The organism is Paenibacillus sp. MAHUQ-45, assembly GCF_058133325.1.
The window spans coordinates 14,666-32,051 of sequence record NZ_JBYUPV010000001.1 but is presented as its reverse complement, the minus strand read 5'-3'; the positions used below and the strand labels follow the sequence as shown (position 1 = coordinate 32,051).

At 46.1% G+C, this 17,386-nt stretch carries 12 protein-coding genes; 1 reads left to right on the top strand and 11 read right to left on the bottom strand.

Going from position 1 to position 17,386, the window contains the following annotated elements:
• Positions 1-58 precede the first annotated feature (58 nt).
• From AC3Y23_RS00150 to argH, 3 genes are read right to left on the bottom strand one after another with little or no spacing between them, the layout of a single operon-like run.
• Positions 59-1,426, bottom strand: a complete 1,368-nt coding sequence (locus tag AC3Y23_RS00150; RefSeq protein WP_379194383.1) for a sugar ABC transporter substrate-binding protein — start codon at positions 1,424-1,426, stop codon at positions 59-61.
• Positions 1,427-1,460: 34 nt separating this feature from the next.
• Complete coding sequence (locus AC3Y23_RS00145) at positions 1,461-2,426, bottom strand: amidohydrolase family protein (RefSeq protein WP_379194381.1); 966 nt, start codon at positions 2,424-2,426, stop codon at positions 1,461-1,463.
• Between the two features lie 20 nt (positions 2,427-2,446).
• Positions 2,447-3,952, bottom strand: coding sequence for an argininosuccinate lyase (gene argH / locus AC3Y23_RS00140; protein WP_379194379.1), 1,506 nt, complete (start codon positions 3,950-3,952; stop codon positions 2,447-2,449).
• 328 nt (positions 3,953-4,280) lie between these two features.
• On the opposite strand from argH, the gene AC3Y23_RS00135 reads away from it, so the two are divergent.
• Complete coding sequence (locus AC3Y23_RS00135) at positions 4,281-4,910, top strand: hypothetical protein (protein WP_379194377.1); 630 nt, start codon at positions 4,281-4,283, stop codon at positions 4,908-4,910.
• A 97-nt stretch (positions 4,911-5,007) separates the two neighbouring features.
• Here AC3Y23_RS00135 and AC3Y23_RS00130 read toward each other — a convergent pair whose 3' ends face one another.
• The 8 genes from AC3Y23_RS00130 to AC3Y23_RS00095 form a co-directional block, all read right to left on the bottom strand.
• Positions 5,008-5,628 (bottom strand): nitrite reductase, encoded by a 621-nt coding sequence (locus tag AC3Y23_RS00130; protein WP_379194375.1) that lies wholly within the window; start codon positions 5,626-5,628, stop codon positions 5,008-5,010.
• Positions 5,629-5,658: 30 nt separating this feature from the next.
• Positions 5,659-7,890 carry a heavy metal translocating P-type ATPase gene (locus tag AC3Y23_RS00125; RefSeq protein ID WP_379194373.1) on the bottom strand — a complete coding sequence of 744 codons (2,232 nt, stop codon included), beginning with the start codon at positions 7,888-7,890 and terminating at the stop codon, positions 5,659-5,661.
• A gap of 176 nt (positions 7,891-8,066) precedes the next feature.
• Positions 8,067-8,396 carry a metal-sensitive transcriptional regulator gene (locus AC3Y23_RS00120; protein ID WP_379194371.1) on the bottom strand — a complete coding sequence of 110 codons (330 nt, stop codon included), beginning with the start codon at positions 8,394-8,396 and terminating at the stop codon, positions 8,067-8,069.
• Between the two features lie 216 nt (positions 8,397-8,612).
• Positions 8,613-11,276 (bottom strand): glycoside hydrolase family 38 N-terminal domain-containing protein, encoded by a 2,664-nt coding sequence (locus AC3Y23_RS00115; protein WP_379194369.1) that lies wholly within the window; start codon positions 11,274-11,276, stop codon positions 8,613-8,615.
• Between the two features lie 264 nt (positions 11,277-11,540).
• Positions 11,541-13,709 (bottom strand): glycosyl hydrolase family 95 catalytic domain-containing protein, encoded by a 2,169-nt coding sequence (locus tag AC3Y23_RS00110; protein WP_379194367.1) that lies wholly within the window; start codon positions 13,707-13,709, stop codon positions 11,541-11,543.
• Between the two features lie 81 nt (positions 13,710-13,790).
• A complete protein-coding gene (locus AC3Y23_RS00105) occupies positions 13,791-15,449 on the bottom strand; it encodes an extracellular solute-binding protein (protein WP_379194365.1) in 1,659 nt (552 codons plus the stop codon).
• A gap of 60 nt (positions 15,450-15,509) precedes the next feature.
• A complete protein-coding gene (locus AC3Y23_RS00100) occupies positions 15,510-16,400 on the bottom strand; it encodes a carbohydrate ABC transporter permease (protein WP_379194363.1) in 891 nt (296 codons plus the stop codon).
• A 12-nt stretch (positions 16,401-16,412) separates the two neighbouring features.
• Positions 16,413-17,324, bottom strand: coding sequence for an ABC transporter permease (locus AC3Y23_RS00095; protein WP_066365077.1), 912 nt, complete (start codon positions 17,322-17,324; stop codon positions 16,413-16,415).
• Between the last annotated feature and the right edge of the window lie 62 nt (positions 17,325-17,386).

Genomic DNA, 17,386 nt, shown 5'->3' with positions numbered 1-17,386 from the left:
TCCTCCCTTTAAGAAGGACAGGGCGCTAGCTATGAGCTAAGCGCCGCTGATCCTGCTATTACTTTTTCTTGTCGACCTCAGCCCAGTAGTCATCGTAGAGCTTTTGCACCTTCGCTACAAGATCGTTAAAGGCTTTCTCTACAGGAACATGGTTGACTAAGACCTCATTGGTTGCATCAACAAACAGTGTTTTTTCCTGTGTTTCATCAATGAAGAAATGCGCACGGCTATGATCAAGCTGAGAGATGAATGGTCCAAGCTTCTCATCCTTAACATATTGATCCTGACTTGCTACTGCTTTTTGTGCAGGCAATTCCCCGATCCGGTCTACCCATTTCTCTTGAACTTCTTTGCTGGTCAGAAATTTCAGAAACTCTGCAGCAGCTTTTAGTTTATCCCCTTCTACGTTTTTCGGGATGGCGTTGGCCCAGAAGGATGAAGGTGTTGACTGGGCTTTATAAGACGGAAGAGGTGCCACTCCGAAATTCAAATTCGCGAAGTCCTTCTTAATAGAGCCTAGACGGAACGAACCGTCAATATTGAGCGCTGCTTTGCCATTCATAAAAGCATTGCTATCATTTTCATAGAAGCCATTAATTCCGACCTTATGCTTGATCGCAAAATCGAGCAAATATTGAAAAGCTTCCAAGCCGGCTGGCGTATCAGCCCATAGAATTTTGCGACGATCCTCGCTTAGATCCTGGCCTCCTGCTTGATACAGCAGCCCGTCACGATACCAGTGATGCAGCTGTGCGCCAGGCTCCCAAGCCAGACCTTCCACAACAAACTGACCTTTAGCATCCTTTTCCGTTAGTTTTATAGAATCTTCTACAAGCTGCTCCCAAGTCGTAGGAAGCTCTTTAATGTTCGCCTTGTCCAGCAGGTCTTTGTTGTAAAATAAAGCGAGTGTCCGTACTGCGGTAGGAATTGCATAGTAGGAGCCATCGATTTTGGCAGCTTCAACTAGCGGATAGTAGTTGTTTTCAATTTCCGTAGGAGGGAAGGCATCTTCAGGTAGTGGCTGCAAGTAGCCTGCAGCAACATATTTCGGTAACCAGCCATAATACAAATTAATAATATCCGGGCCTTTTCCTGCGGGTACGAGCGTGGCTACCTTTTGATTATATTGGTCATAGGGGAAGTTGGTTTGCTTGACCTTAATGTTAGGATGAAGCTTCTGGAATTCACCAATGAGTTCATCAATCAGCTCCACCTTGGCTGGAAATTCATATTGCCAATATTCAATGGATACTTCTTTTTCCGGCTCACTTTTTTCCGAGGCTTTAGGTTCACTCGCTGCATTGGACGGCTTTGCGCTTTCTTTTTTATCATTACTACTGCCGCTACTGTTACTGCTGCATCCAGCAGCCACCAAGATGATGGCAAGCAAGGCTGCGATTGTTTTGATCCCTTTTTGATTCTGCATGAATATCCACTCCTATATTTTTTTATGGTCTACATTAACCTTGCTTGGACAAGCTTGGATTTGAAATGACTCCATCATAAGTCAGCTGTTCAAAATTCAGCAGGCGCCGCGCATTATTGCCGAATATCTTCTCAATGTCGTCTTCAGGGATACGAATATCCCGCGCGGCACGCACTTGATCCTGTAAGTAGCGATAAGGATACCCTCTAGGAAAACCGCTGGCATCTGTACCGAAAATGATTCGATCTGGTCCGATTAGCTCATAGGTTTTGCGAAGTACAGATTCTAAAGTTAGCTCATAGGGCATCCAGCGCATCCATTGGTTAGAGCCTGACGTATCCACATATACATTCGGGCAGCTCCAGCATAGGTGCAGCAATTCCTGAAAGTATCCCGCTCCGAAGTGAGGAATAATGAAAGGAATGTCCGGATAATCCCGAGCCGTATTAAAAATCGCGAGCGGACTAATATTGGGATGATGCGCGATGCCTCCCGCATGACCTAACAGACCAAAATGGATGAGTACGGGTAATTTCTTTTCAGATAGAAAGTTCCAGATGGGGGTGAAAGAAGGATCATCAAAGGGTCGTGAGATTAACGGTCCAAACAACTTATAGCCCTTCAGTCCAAGCGCATTAACCGCTCTACGCAGTTCAGCCTCGGCCCCTTCCTCCTCAATCGAATGATAAGCAAAGCCCGTAAATCGGTCCGGATATCTAGAAATTTGCTCAGCCATATTGTCATTGCTTAAAGCTGTCAGAAAGTTCAGTCCACCGATTCCGTATTTATCAAGCTCCTGCACCCATCGATCAATTAGCGGGGTGGTGTCACTCCCATCATGCACAGGTACCGCTTCGGGGAAATCCCATGTCAGACGCATTCGTTCACTGCGCTCGGCACCGTAGCCTGAAATAAGCGTATGACTATTTTTACCGCCTAATTGAAGCTGGTAGGGCAGATGTCCATGAATGTCAAATACTTTGAATGATTTGCGAAACATCTCACTCACTCCATTTTCATTTATTGGGATTGCCAATGGGATAGGATATCATCGAGCTGTACTGAGGCAGTTGCTAAATGTGTTTCTCGTTCACTAAGCCATTGCTCCAAGCCATGCAGTCTATGATTTTGAGCTTCCAATGCCCGTTTGATTTCAACCGGACTTGGCCCTCCACGCAGCTTGCGAACATGAACGAAATGCTCAGGGTCGAGAGCTAACTTTAATTTCTCCTCACTGAGCGTGAGAGGAACTCCAATCGTAGCAATAGCTATTTCATTAAGGGCTTCTAGGCTTAAATCGCGGGCTCCCTGCCCTTGTTCTACTGCCTGTGACACGAGCTTGCTTACAATGCTGTGAGCGCTGCGGAAAGGGATTCCTTCTTCCCTTACTAATGTGTCAGCAAGTTCCGTTACCGTTGCGAAGCTGGCTGCAGCACGTCTATGAAGTACATCATTGTTGATTTCCAAGGAATCAATCACTTTTGAGAGCAGTCTATAGACCGCCTCAAGCGTATCAAGGCTTTTCCAGGCATAGGGCTGCAGATCATCTTCCGTGTCGACGATATCGCCAAAAGGGGTGTTATGAATCATGGTGAGCACAGTTTGCGAAGTCCCGGCAATGCTGGATAATAACGAACGAATGTGCTCGATCGAAACAGGGTTTCTTTTTTGCGGCATAATCGAACTGATCTGTACAAAAGGAGCAGCTACCTTGGCAACGGCAAATTCCTGCGTACACCATAGCAACAGCTCTTGAGCGAAACGTCCGAGGTTAATCGCAGCGAGCTGTGTACCAGAAGCAATCTCGGCAACATAATCTGTTCCGCTTACCGCATCATAGGAGTTTTCAATAAGTCCATCAAACGCCAGAAGCTCTGCCACACGTTCACGATTGATATCAAAACCTGAAGTGGTTAGCGCAGCAGCTCCTAGACTACTTAAATTACAATTGGCGTATGCAGCCTGAAGCCTGCGAACATCGCGTACCAGTGAATCACTTACTGCAGCGATATAATGGGCGATTGTAGTTGGCTGCGCTTGCTGAGTATGGGTATGGGCAATAAAGATCGTATCCGTATGCTTTCCGGCAAAAGAGAGCAGGCTAGCATTCAGTTCTAACGCAGAGCTAAGTGTTCGAAGTAGCTTTTGTCGTAACGTTATTCGGTAAATCGCAATCCCCATATCATTGCGACTACGCGCAAGATGCAGATTACTCGAAGAGTTATCTGATAATTTCAGAAGCTTATCCTCAACTTCAAAAAATAAATCCTCAAATTGTCCATTGTAACTTCCTTGTCTGAGTTGCTCCCTATCAATGCCAAGCAATGCCTTGGCAATGTTTGTGGCATCCTGCTTGGAGAGTAAGCTTTGCTCAAACAGCATAACGAGGTGCGCTTTATGTACTGCGATCATCGGTAACAGCAGCTCTTGCTTCGCATGATTGTAGGCGGGTTCTAGCACGGCTTCCACGTAAGTCTTACCCGGAAATTCGTTTCCCTCCTCTTGCTCATACCTTCTGCTTACCAAATATAAGACCTCCCTTTAGTAATGCTGTTAAGATACATGGCAGAAAAAAACAGCCAGAAAAAATCGCAAGAGCGAAATCTCCGGCTGTCCGGTTGAAATAGCATATTATTCTTAGTGGAATTGTATGGAAAGGATAATAGCATTATTTCAAATTATTTACAACACTTTTTTTGATAAAGAATGTGTATCTAAAAATTGTGAGATTAGGTAGCTATCCTACTTTATTACCTTGACAGATATGCTGTAGATACGTATATTCTAATTACCGACTATATAGTCGGTAAACAGAATGCAGGTTTCATCATTTTTAATATCTTGGGAGGTTCATATGAAAATCACAGATCTGCTACTTCGCAAGCCACTAGGTATCATCGGGCGGAACATCCGCCCTTACCTCGTGCTCAACCTATTAACGTACGGATTACTGATACTCGGCCTGATACTCGGCTATTTTTTCCCTTCCATCGCCAAGGCCTCAGTTGATGCAATGGCCTCCGTGTCCTCACTGAGTCCAGCGCAGGGCGGAGTGATGGCAACAATAGACAGCGGCAACGCACCTACATTGGCCGTAATCATCCTGATCGCGAACCTGTGCTTCGGTGCGCTCGGGATGGCTACCTTACCCTCTCTCTTAATCCCGTTCTCCGGGATCGTCATTCACGCTTTGTTCGCCGGCTTCCTCGGCCTGACCTATGCACCATATGAAGGCTGGGATGTGCTGCTTCCGCACTCGTTGACACTGCTCATCGAGCTACAGGCGTACATTGTTCTGATGCTCGGTGCTTACCTACTTGGCAAATACGTTCTCTCCCCCCAAGCGAATGGGTTCACATCACGATGGGCGGGCTACAAGCACGGGCTTGTCGAGACAGCGTGGTTGTATATCCCCGCGATAGTGCTGCTGATCCTGGGCGCCATCTACGAGGGGTTCGAAGTGGTGGCACTTCTCAGCAACTGATGCCCTAAGTCATGCGCATGCAAATGCTTATGGAGAAACAGTGCTTATGCTAAGGGTATCTGCAAAATATGCGCTGAAATCTGAAACTCCTGTTTTGTTATTGTAAAATTTGTTGAAGCTGCTCGAGAGTAATTCGTCCCACAAACTTGCTGAATTTCTCCTTACCCTTGGCATTGTCCCTATAAAAATCGAGCAAGGATAGGATCACTGTAACCAATTGCTCTTCTGCCACATCGGGCCATAATAGTTTGGCAAAGGATGTTTTCAGCCCTTTTGCTTCACCGCCAACATAGATATCAAAGGTGTTACGCATTTTGACAATACCGATATCCTTTAGCAATGGTTCACTGGTCCCTAACGCACAACCAGCATAACCAATTTTGATGGGTGAAGGCATTTCAAGACCTGCGATCGCCTGGTTGACTTTCTTGGCTATTTCCAGCCCCGCAGTTTCGGCCCCCTTACAGAAGTTGCAAGCAATCAGCGTTTTGGTTACAAATCCAGCCGGATGCACCTCTAGCCCCTCTTGCTCAAGCTCTTCCTTGATTAGCTCTCGTTTTTCAACAGGTACTTCTGCATAAAGCTGTTTGAACGTTGTCATTTCTATCCTTGCGTCTGCCCCAACAACTCTACCAATTTTGGTGAGTTGGTTTGGGGTGAATAGGCTACCCCCGACCTGAATGGCCGGGCTAATGGCGATTTTTATGCTTTCCCCCACGCTCATCCTCCTCATTTCACTATAATGAATTTAATGACGTACCTTCACACGCTGTAACCGAAGTGCATTAAGAACAACAGAAACGGAACTCAATGCCATTGCTGCACCTGCAACCCAAGGTGCTAACAATCCAATGGCTGCAATCGGAATGCCCAAAGTATTGTATCCCAGCGCCCAGAACAGGTTTTGTTTAATATTAGTCATAGTCTTACGACTCAGATAAATGGCATCTGGAATACTCGTCAGATCGCCACGCATAAGGGTAACATCCGCAGCCTCCATCGCTACATCTGTACCTGTACCTATGGCCATACCGATATCAGCTGTCGCAAGTGCCGGAGCATCGTTAATGCCGTCTCCAACCATCGCTACTTTCTTGCCTTGGCTTTGCAGCTTCTTAACTTCTTCGGCCTTTCCTTCAGGCAGCACTTCTGCTCTAACATGCTCAATCCCTACTTGAGCTGCAATGGCATTGGCTGTGCGTTCGTTATCGCCTGTGATCATAATGACCTGAATACCCATCTCTTTTAGACGGCTTACCGCAGCCTTAGAAGTTTCCTTAATGGTATCCGCTACAGCAACCATACCGGCGTAACGGTTGTCGATTGCAACCAGCATGGCAGTTTTTCCGCTATTCTCTAGCTGAGCCATTGTGGTATAGGCAGCTTTAGCATTAATTTGATACTTTTCCATGAGTCTGCGTGTACCAACAAGAAGCTCTCTACCCTCCACAACCGCCTTGATGCCATAACCTGGAATAGCCTCGAAAGACTCGGTTGGCGGCAATTCAATATTCTTCGCTTGGATACCGGCCACAATGGCTTCCGCCAGTGGATGCTCCGAATTTTTCTCAGCCGCGCCGACTAATCTTAGGAATTCCATTTCATTATCCTCTGACATCACATCTGTTAGTTCTGGCTTGCCCTTCGTTACCGTACCGGTCTTATCCAGAATAATGACATCAATTTTATGCGTCTGTTCCAAATGTTCGCCACCCTTGAACAAAATCCCCATCTCAGCCGCACGTCCCGATCCAGCCATAATCGATGTTGGAGTTGCGAGTCCAAGCGCACATGGGCAAGCAATAACGAGAATTGCAATCGCTATTTCCAAAGATCCAGCAAAATTACCAGGCGTAATGAGGAAGTACCAGACAAGGAAGGCTACGATTGCGATGCCGACAACAATCGGAACAAAAACTCCGGAGATCACATCTGCTACACGCTGAATGGGGGCCTTAGAACCCTGAGCTTCCTCTACAACTTTAATGATTTGCGCAAGCGCCGTTTCTTTGCCGACCTTCGTGGCCTTCACCCGGAGAACACCATTTTTATTGATTGTTGCCCCGATTACGTTATCCCCGGCCTTCTTCTCAACAGGTAGACTTTCGCCTGTAAGCATAGACTCATCTACGGATGATGTACCTTCAAGAACTTCTCCATCCACAGGAACCTTATCCCCTGGCCGTACTAGTACTACATCTCCTACCACGACCTCTTCAACCGGGATTGTCATTTCCTGGCCTTCCCGAACTACTAAAGCCGTTTTAGCCTGTAAACTCATCAAGGACTTGATCGCCTCTGAAGTTCTTCCTTTTGCGAGCGACTCAAACAATTTTCCCATTACAACCAATGTAATAAGTACCGAACTTGTTTCGTAGTAAAGGGACGGTCCTCCATGATGCATAATATCCTTCGTCGTAAACCAATCAATGGTTAGGTAAAGACTATAGAAATAGGCGGCCGAAGTACCGAGTGAAATAAGAACGTCCATATTCGCACTAACATTGCGAAGCGCCTTATAGGCTCCAACATAGAACTGTTTGCCGATATAAAATTGCACCGGTGTAGCCAGAATAAGCTGGAACCACGGGTTCATGAAAAGATCCGGTAAATAAATCCACGAAGTGAATTTAAAGTGAGCTACCATGGACCACAGAAGCGGAAGTGAAAGAATAGAAGATATCAGCAATTTTCGCTTTTGATTGCGAATTTCATTTGCACGGTGATCACCGGCCTTCTGATTCTCCTGCTTCACTACAGCTGTATAACCCAGCTTTTCAACCTTATTTTGCATATCATCGATGTTAACTTCAGCTGGGGAATACTCAACATGAGCGGTTTCCATTGCAAAATTCACAGTAGCTTTGGTAACCCCCGGGAGCTTGTTGAGCCCTTTTTCGATTTTGTTGGCACAAGCAGCACAGGTCATGCCTGTGATTTGAAAAGACGATTGCTTATTTTGCTTAGCTGTTGCCTCCACAATAATTCACTCCTTTATATCAAATAACTTCTGAGACGACGTCATATCCTTGAGGGATGAGGAATTCATTTCCTCTTCGTGATTATAGGATACCCCGGTACCCTATATAATGTCAACAAAAAATATACCCCTATACCCTATATTTTACCCCAAAGAAAAAAGCAGCCACTGCTGCTTCACTTAATCAACTTTTTCATTGTTGTCATTAGCTCAGTTATAACCTCTGTGTCTCCCTCTTGGATTCTTTCCACTACACAACTTTTAAGATGCTCTTCCAATAAAAGCTTCCCGACACCATTCAAAGCCGATTGAATTGAAGCAATTTGATTAAGAACATCGTCACAATACGTATCTTTTTCGATTAATCCTTTAATACCTCGAACTTGACCTTCAATTCTGTTTAAACGGTTAACCAAATTACTTTTCACTTTATCTGAGTGATGGCTTTTTCGGGTTGATTCATCTGTTGAGCAGCAACTTTCCGTTTCATTTATTTCTAATTCCATAAAACTCGCCTCCTTAGATCTATTCTACTATACCCCCGCCCCCTACTCAAGCGACGAGTATTCCTTAAATGAACACTACATTCTCATAGAAAAAACCTTCAAGCGACGATGCCCTGCTGACATCACAAGGCATTCGCTTGAAGGTCTATGACATGCAACGATTCGCCAATCACTGAGCTGCCCCAGTGAAGATTACTTTTCTCGTCCTTCGTTGTCCTATTCTTCCAATACAATCAGCAGGTGCCTCATTTGCTTGGCTCCAAGTCTGATCTGCAGTGCGTCTAGATCCTGGGTAGTAAGTGGGTTCAACTGCTCCTCCAGAACATTAGACTCGTACGCTTCCGCAATCACTCTGCCTGGAAAGCTCAAATGAGCCTCTGCATTGTCGTCCTTCACATTAATTATCCGTACAATGATGCCCTTGCTTGTCTCCGCCGGTTTCACATCGAAAATGTGCACATCTTCACCCTCAAAGGTGATGAATTGCCCTGCTTCCTCCTGCTTGCAATCCAGAACAGGCGTGGCATAGATTTGTGATACGGCTTGAGTAGAAGTTTCAGTGACGGCCGACGGTTCGAATGTACGATAAGTCGATAACAGATAAGTAAAGGAATTAAAGCCAGGTTGACGCGCTCTAAAGTTCGTTTCCCAGTAGTTATTCATAGGCCAGGCCAACAGCAAAGGATTAGCCGACTTGTCGATTTCCTTGAGTTCCCTGCCAAAATTGAAATCTCCTACTTGCACCAAAGGCGCATCAGGGCAAACCAATGTCACACCATGATCTCCGTTGAATAGGGAAACGCTTTTGTCCACGGTCACAAAATCCCTACATACACCAGGCAGCTGCTGCTCATCCAGCTCCACAAGCTGTCCAGCGGTATCGTAGAAGCATCGCCAGTCTCGCAAATTGAGTGGAATCGCGAAGTACGTTCCTTCCGGAGTAGTGATGTCTTGCTTCATATAAGAAACTTTGATCTCAATCTCCGGACGGTAGCTGAATAGCGTGAAGCGCTGCTCCAGATTATCCACTCCAGGCGCCTCCCACTGCAGCACTAGTGTTGCATCATTCGCCCCTCGTTCGACGAAGCAGTTAATCAAGCGGGAGTGCGTCTGCCTTACAGCAGGCCAGTCATTATTCCAGCAGCTGATGCTGTTATTGCCCTTTTCGATATCACGCGAAAAAATAGTTTGTCTGCTATTTTCCGAGGCTGTCGTGTCAATCGTTTCCTGAACATATTGGAACAACGTCCACGGACTGGACAAATCAAGGGTTTCCCATCCGTTTTGCTTGTCATACAAGCTGAGAATTCTTCCTCGAACAGGATCGAATTCAAGTCGGTGGTATGGAGATTCAATGACGCCATTTTGCACCTTGATCTGAAATCCCTGATTCATTGCACTAAACGGATCGTTCCATTTCTCCTTGATGCCGGGAAAAGCTTCAAGATTAGAAGCCTGCTCCGCCTTCTGCAGCTTATCGAATGGAACTTTGCGCCAGCTGAACGGCGGCAGCTCAATCACGCCATAGCTCTCTCCGCCTGCAAGGCGATCGTTGTTCATGAGCACTTGCCTCATTCTGTCGGCGCTCAGATGCCGCCCAGGCGCTCGGAAGCTTGAGGGAACCCGCAGGTCATGTTTGATTGGAACAGATGAATAGTTCACAAGCATGATCCCCTCGGGGTCATCACCCTGAAGCGGATTTCCAGAAAGCTGCTCCAGTTGGCTTCCAAGTAAGTAGCCAGTTAGACTATTTCCTTGGTACGCGTAGTGCGCTTTGTGTGCCCATTGAATATCAACATTCAGATGGTCGGGATCGGCGATGGCGTTAAATGCCCCCCAGGTGTGTTCGTCGTACAAATTGATTTGTTCCCAAGCTTGCCGTTTGATTGCAGCATATCTTGCATCCGGCTCCCCGTAGAAGGCTTCCAGTAGCTCGACTGCCTTCATGCCTTGCTTCGTGCGGCGATTCAGCCTCGTTTCCTTGGCTGCACTGCCGGAACCGAAGTTCCAGTAATCCGTCCAATCCCCAGCATATGTAGGGAGCTGCTCTGTATACTTGCTTACTCTCATGTACAGCTGCTCTGGTGTCACGAATGAAATACGCTGTTCATGCGACTCACAGTTCCATCGTTTGATAAGGTATGCCAGCTCCTGATCCGGCGGGTTGTTATCATATAACGGCAGATTGGTTGCGGTTAAATAGACGAAATCGAATGGATAGTCTGGATTATCCTCGATCTTCTGTAGATATTGGGCAAGGCCTTCTGCCATGATATCCGTGTTTTTAGCGTTGACGTTGCAGAATTGGCTGAACAGTGAATAATGCTCACCGTTAAACGTCAGCAGCTTTCTATGATCAGGCGTCTCCCAGTGGAAAGCGTTCGGTCTCTTGAATGGAACGGCGCCCATATGGATATTGATCCCCATGATGAAAAACTCTACACCCGCATCAAGCAGCAATTGGCTGTAAGGCCAAGGCTGCCCATTGACATCATGGTGAATAGCCGTTTTGATGTCGATCCCAAATCGACTGCGCAGCTCCTTGATGGGCTGCAGCATATGCGCCGTTTGCTCCGCACTCACAAGAGGTGTTGTATGCAAGAACGAAGCAGAGATGCTCATTTGCCCATTGTGCAGATAACGGCGGAACTGTTCAACCTGCTTCTCGGTTGCATCCTCCAGCCACCGAAGCACAGGGTAACTGGATTCACAGGTCCAGCGGAATTTATTTTCCTCCGCCCAATCCTCGGTCAATTCGCATAGTTGCAAGGCCTGATCGATATATTTCTTTTGCAGCTCCAGTAGAATAGGCTGCGCATGAGTATAGCCGATATCCAAATGACTGTGGTGAAGCACTAGTATTTCTTTAATTTTTGACACAGACGTTCCTCCTGACATGCTGAATCTAATCATTACCAAGTAAGCCGAGCTTTAGAACCAAACGTAAGGCTTGGTCGTCACTACGGTGGAATGTTTGGACTTCCGGTCGCTGTTGTATCCAGATTTCTTCTTTCTAATCCGCTTTTAGCGGTTGAAATCTGGATACAAAGGCGAGCGCTTCGCTCCTACAGTTCCAAACTTCCCCCTTCGTTCCTCCTCGCTTTTCGTTACTATCTTTGTTCATCTTATTTGGTAGCTTTAAATCTATTTGCCCAGCAGTCTATAAGACTTGCCGGCTTCTGTATTAAAAGAGATGATGTTTGCAGACAACTGCCACTCGATTTCCCTTGGCTGATGGCCGGCGCCATCTAGTTCCACAATAAAGAACTCGCCGTTTGACCATGGATTCAAGATGCTGCAGGCTCTGCCCTTCTCACTAGTAAGATCAATGTGCGTTACCTTTCCGTCCGACAGCTCACTGGATACAAGAAATGCTCCAACGGCTCTCAGGTTGTGGAAGCGGGCAGCTTTCTCCTGCGGCCACACCGGGAACAGCTTGATCACCTGCTCATGGCTTTGCAGAAGCATTTCGTTGATGGCCGAAGGCACACCGCTACAGCATTCGATGCCCCCTCCACCGAAGAAAATAAACAGATTCGGGAAGCTATGCTCCGAGCATTGGCGGCGAAGCTCACGTAGAATAGTCTTAGGATCATAACCGACACGTGCAGCAGCGGTAAATATGGTTGGAAAGCCGTTATAATCCGTCCAGCGATTCAACACCGTAATCGTATCCTTGGCAATCTCCAGAAGCTGCGGATCTGAATCAAGACCTATCCCGCCAGCAGGCCAGATATGCTGGATGGCGAGCGTATTGTCCCCCCACCACTCGTACCCTTTCTCCGTTAAACGGAATATCGTTTTCCCATCACGCTCAAACGTTGGATAATCGCTAATATGCTCCAAGATATGAGTCCACTTCTCATGACGATCCCCATCAAGCTGCAATTGTCCAGAAACATCGAGTAGCCCTTTAAATAGCATTCGGATGAGCGCTAATGAAAGGATGGGATTCATATCCTCCAAGCCACGGTCCCAATCCTCATTGTCGTGCGACTCTGTATAGGTTCCAACTTCATGAATAGCATCACGGTAAATCACGTAACGACCATCCTCGAAGGTCAGATAATCCTCCCAGAAATTCGCCACCTCAATCAGGAACGGGTACACATGACGGGCATATTCCAAGTCATACGTATAGTAAAACCGCATCAGCATGTTGACTGTACTTAGCGCCGAATTGCTCTTCTGCCCCAAAAACATGTGCCCGTTCTCATAAGGCGTATTACATAGTGCAGTAGGCAAACCTTTCGGGCCAATACCGACATCGTAATAGATCCCTTTACATCCCAAGTACTCCTCCGCATACCGGCGACCATTTGGCATATACTCCAGCAGCGGCGTATCATACGGTTCGCTCAGTTCAACGTGGTTGGACGAATACACTCCCCACCAAGGGGCTTGGTAATTGTAATTCAAATGATAATCTCCCGCCCATTCCGGGTTATCCGTCGTGATCCAGTTGCCGAACAAGCCCGGCGCGAACTTCTTGTTGCGGCTGCAGCAAGCCATAATATAATGGGAGCCGTACCAGAACTTCTCCAGCAATTCATCCCCGATTTCAATCGCAGACTTTGCCCAGAACCCGCTCCACCAGTCGGTGTGCTCTGAACGCAGCGAAGCAATCCGCTTCTCGTCGATAAGACCCGCTCTGCTAATCGAATCCTGCAAGTAGTTTTCCTCGTCATGGTTCGTCACCACGTAGGCAACGATGTATTGTTTTGTTCCAGGCTGTAGCTCAAAGGAATGACTTCCCCCCGAGCAGCGCATAGCAATAACGCCTTCCGTTGGCCATTCGATGCCTTCACCGGTAAATTTACGTACCGCCCATGCCGTATCGCCATCCTGTCCCTGCTCCGTTTCCGAGCCATTTCCGGTCTGCACCCACAGATCCAGCGTAACGGAAACGGCTTGCTTTTCACTGCTCAGCTCCACGATTAACACATTTTCCAGGGCTGAAATCCAGGAGGTCATCGTGACCGACGCTGCCGCTCCATGAAATGTGGATACGATAGTTGCTTGATCCAACTGCTGCTCGCTATAATACGAAGCACCTGTCAGAGCGGGTATATGAACATCAATCCCGCCTAACAAGCACGGGCTACCATTCGAGTACATCAGCTGCGCTTTCCAGAAATCGGTTTTCGATATCCATATACGCTGCTGTTCAGGCTTTCCGCTAATCGTGACGCCGAGATCGCCATTGCCAATGACCGGGCTATCGACGACCTTGTCTGTAGGAACAATTTTCGGAGGCTCCGTAAAGATCCCCTTATACTTTTCTACTCTCTGTTTCCATTCCACAGCTTCCATGTAAGGTTCCACCACCAGTTTTTAATGTTCAAAATCATGCCCGCCCCCTAGCAGGAACATAGCGGGCATGATCGTTAATTATTATTTATTCGCTACACGTCTTTCTTCATATCTCTTCAGCGCATCGTCATAAATCTTAAGGACTTTATCGAGATCCCCTGTTTTCTTAATCTTAGCCTGGAAATCTGCCCATTTATCAAAGCTTTCTTTGCCATTTACAAATTTATTTTGCATCTCTGCTACATACGTATTTACCGGCGACATGACCGAAGTGATCTGCTCGCGCTCATCATCTGTAAATTCAAGACTAGGCTCGAAAATCATTGGAGGCACGTAATCATTAGGGAACGGCATATCTTTGAACGCGGTCTCCCACGGCTCTTCAACCAGTTTGCCATCTACGATACCGGAGTCCTTAGGCGCAAAATCAACGAATGCTCTAGTATCAATGGCCATTTGCAGACCAGGGCGGTAGGAGCTGCTTGATCTCGTTCCGTACTTATCGCCTTCAATCCATGGGTTCTCCGCATGTTTAATCGAATCCACAAAGGTCGGTTTGCCACTGGCATCTTTGGTGTAGGACGTACCTTCAATCCCCCAAGTAATCAGGTTTATAATTTCCGGTTTATATTGCAAATCTAACAGCTTCACTAAATCCTGCACATGCTTGGCCTTCGGATTGACCACCATCACCGCACCCGAGCTAACCCCTACGGAGCTGAAGTCGTTTACACTTTGCCATGCTTTCCCGTATTTTGGGTTATCGGGGAATAGGGAAATAACGAATTTCTCCCCTCCCGTTGAAGCGCGATTCCAGTCACCAGGGAAGGTAAACCAGTTAGACAGCAAAATGAAGTTCGTGCCGCTCATTACTTTTTTCTTAATAGCATCGGTTTTATCCGAGAATACCTCAGGATCTAGCAGCTTATCCGCATACAGCTTGTTGGCAAACTGTAGCGCTTCCTTATACGATTCTTCGAACGGTCCGTAAACATAATTTTTTCCGTTCCAATAGATGGACGTGCCTCCATTATGGTTAGCATAAAAGAGTGGATCGAAGGAACCGCTTTGCGTATTCACCGGATAGGAATTCGGATATTTCTCTTTTAACGTTTTTGCAGCTGCATACAGCTCATCGATCGTGCTTGGGATACTGATACCTTCCTTTTGAAAAATATCATATCGATAGGTTGCCGGCGTGTATACGCCCATGCCTTTATCCTTCGCTTGTCTTGGAAGGTCGATATTCCATAATCCGTAGAATTGGCCATCCGAGCGGATTGCCTTGATTTTTCCATCTGTAGCTTGATCGATTAAGCTCATATAATTAGGCAGAAGGTCTTTATACTTGCTCAGCTCCAGGAACGTGCCCTCTGTTTCATATTGCTTAAAGAGGTCTTTGCTCATGACCATAAACAAATCTGTCGTATCACCGCTGGCCAGCAGTAGCTTGGATTTCTCCTCGTATTCACCAATCGGAATGTAGTTATATTTAATATCCAGTTTCTTACCCGTTAAGGTCTCCATCTGTTTAATCCATTCCTTATGCACCATAGAATCTTCAATTTTGGCGCCAAAGGAAGGCAAGGTCACAGAAAAGCTTAGTGTTCCAGATTGCTCAGCAGTTTCAGTGTTTGCCGAATTTGTGGAACTCGCGTCAGAGCTGCATCCTGCCAAGATGGTTCCCATGCTTAATACACTTGCAAGCAATAAAGAAGATAATTTGAAGCGTCGTCTCATTATTACCCCTCCTGGAATCATTGTCATCTTTTACTTGCTCTTCTCATTAGCCTAGGAAAATTAACCTTTAACAGCACCAATCATGACACCTTTCACAAAATATTTTTGGAGGAACGGATAGATCACCATGATTGGGAACATCGCAATAACAACAATCGCCATTTGAATATTTTTTGCATTCACATTCATTTGTGCCAGCATCGCTTGCATGACTTCTGTTCCGGTTCCGGAATCGAAGGAAAGGGAGAATAAATATTTTCTTAGAATCAGCTGCAGGGGATACTTATTCTCGTCCTGAAGATACACCAGTGCTTCAAACCATCCATTCCAGCTGCCAACAATGCCGAATAGTGCAAATGTTGCCAGAAGCGGCTTGGAGAGCGGCAAATAAATTTTGGTTAAGATTTGAATATCGTTAGCCCCATCAATAACAGCGGATTCTCGTAAATCAGCGGGTATGGATTGATAAAAGGACCTAAACAAAAACACATTAAATGCGGAGACACAACCCGGGATAATCATGATCCAATAGGTATCAAGCAAATGAAGACTCCGTGCGAGCAAATAAGAAGGAATCAAGCCACCACTAAAGAACATCGTAATGATCAGAAAGATCGAAAGAAATTTTTTGGCCATGAAGTCCGGAAGCGTCAGTGGATACGCCATTAATGAAGTAAAGGTCAGCATGAACAAGGTGGACCCCAGTGCATATATAATGGAATGCGCGTAGCCTGAATACAGAAATGGATCCTGGAAGATATATTTGTAACCGCCTACATTGAAGCCCTTAGGAAAAATCGTAATATCGCCTCTAAGAATAGGTTCAGAACTACTTAAAGAAACTGCAATGACATGCAAGAATGGATATAACATGACCACACATAGCAGCAGCATCAACAAAATATTGAACACGTCAAATATTTTTGAACCCAGACTTTCTTTACCTACCATGTCCCGCACCCCCTACCAAATACTTGTGTCTGATACTTTACGGCTTAACATGTTCGCTCCTATAAGTAAGATAAATGCGACTAGCGACTGGAAGAGCCCAATGGCGGTCGTATATTCAAACCTTGACCCCATAATGCCTTCACGATAAAGATAGGTCCCAATAACGTCCGCAACCTCATATGTGTCTGGGTTATACAGCATAAGGATCTTCTGAAAATCCGTACCCAAAATCCCGCTAAGGGACAAAATAAGCAAAATAATCGTCGTTGGTTTGATATGCGGCCAGTTAATATTTCGCACCTTCTGCCAACGATTCGCACCATCAATACTCGCAACATCATATAGCGTAGGATCAACACTGCTTAATGCCGCCAGGTACAAGATTGTACCGAAACCGATGCCCTGCCATATGTTTGAACTGATAAAGATAGTCCTGAACCATTCGGGCTCTGACAGAAATACAATCGGATCGACGCCGAACCAACCCGCAATTTTGTTAAACAGCCCTTCTCTCTCGGTAAAGGTCCGAAGAATACCCACAATAATGACCGTGGAAATAAAGTGTGGCAAATAGGAGATGGTCTGTACCGCTTTTTTGAATTTAGGAAACCTTAATTCGTTGAATAGCAAGGCCAATATAATCGGGGCGGGAAATCCCCATAGCAAGGAATAGATACCTAATAATATGGTGTTTTTGAGCACCCTCATCGCCATAGGATCCTGGAAAAATAAAATGAAGTACTTAAACCCTACCCATTCACTGCCCCACATCCCTCGAACCGCACTATACTTTTTGAAGGCAATCTGTATCCCGTACATTGGAAAATAACTGAACACCAGTACAACCAAAAATCCGGGCAAGACCATTAAAAATAAGTACCGTTGCTTCCAAAATCTTTTGAAAAACTTGTGTGAAGTTACCATCTCTCTGCCTTCCCCCTTCAACAACTTGGCACTTCCAACTTCTCCAGACCTCAACTTGTTAC

What these genes read in the sequence shown, in the direction of transcription:
- AC3Y23_RS00135 (WP_379194377.1), top strand. Translation starts at nt 4,281, where the DNA reads ATGAAAATCACAGATCTGCTACTTCGCAAGCCACTAGGTATCATCGGG.
- AC3Y23_RS00105 (WP_379194365.1), bottom strand. Translation starts at nt 15,449, where the DNA reads ATGAGACGACGCTTCAAATTATCTTCTTTATTGCTTGCAAGTGTATTA.
- AC3Y23_RS00100 (WP_379194363.1), bottom strand. Translation starts at nt 16,400, where the DNA reads ATGGTAGGTAAAGAAAGTCTGGGTTCAAAAATATTTGACGTGTTCAAT.
- AC3Y23_RS00095 (WP_066365077.1), bottom strand. Translation starts at nt 17,324, where the DNA reads ATGGTAACTTCACACAAGTTTTTCAAAAGATTTTGGAAGCAACGGTAC.
- AC3Y23_RS00120 (WP_379194371.1), bottom strand. Translation starts at nt 8,396, where the DNA reads ATGGAATTAGAAATAAATGAAACGGAAAGTTGCTGCTCAACAGATGAA.
- AC3Y23_RS00110 (WP_379194367.1), bottom strand. Translation starts at nt 13,709, where the DNA reads ATGGAAGCTGTGGAATGGAAACAGAGAGTAGAAAAGTATAAGGGGATC.
- AC3Y23_RS00150 (WP_379194383.1), bottom strand. Translation starts at nt 1,426, where the DNA reads ATGCAGAATCAAAAAGGGATCAAAACAATCGCAGCCTTGCTTGCCATC.
- AC3Y23_RS00145 (WP_379194381.1), bottom strand. Translation starts at nt 2,426, where the DNA reads ATGTTTCGCAAATCATTCAAAGTATTTGACATTCATGGACATCTGCCC.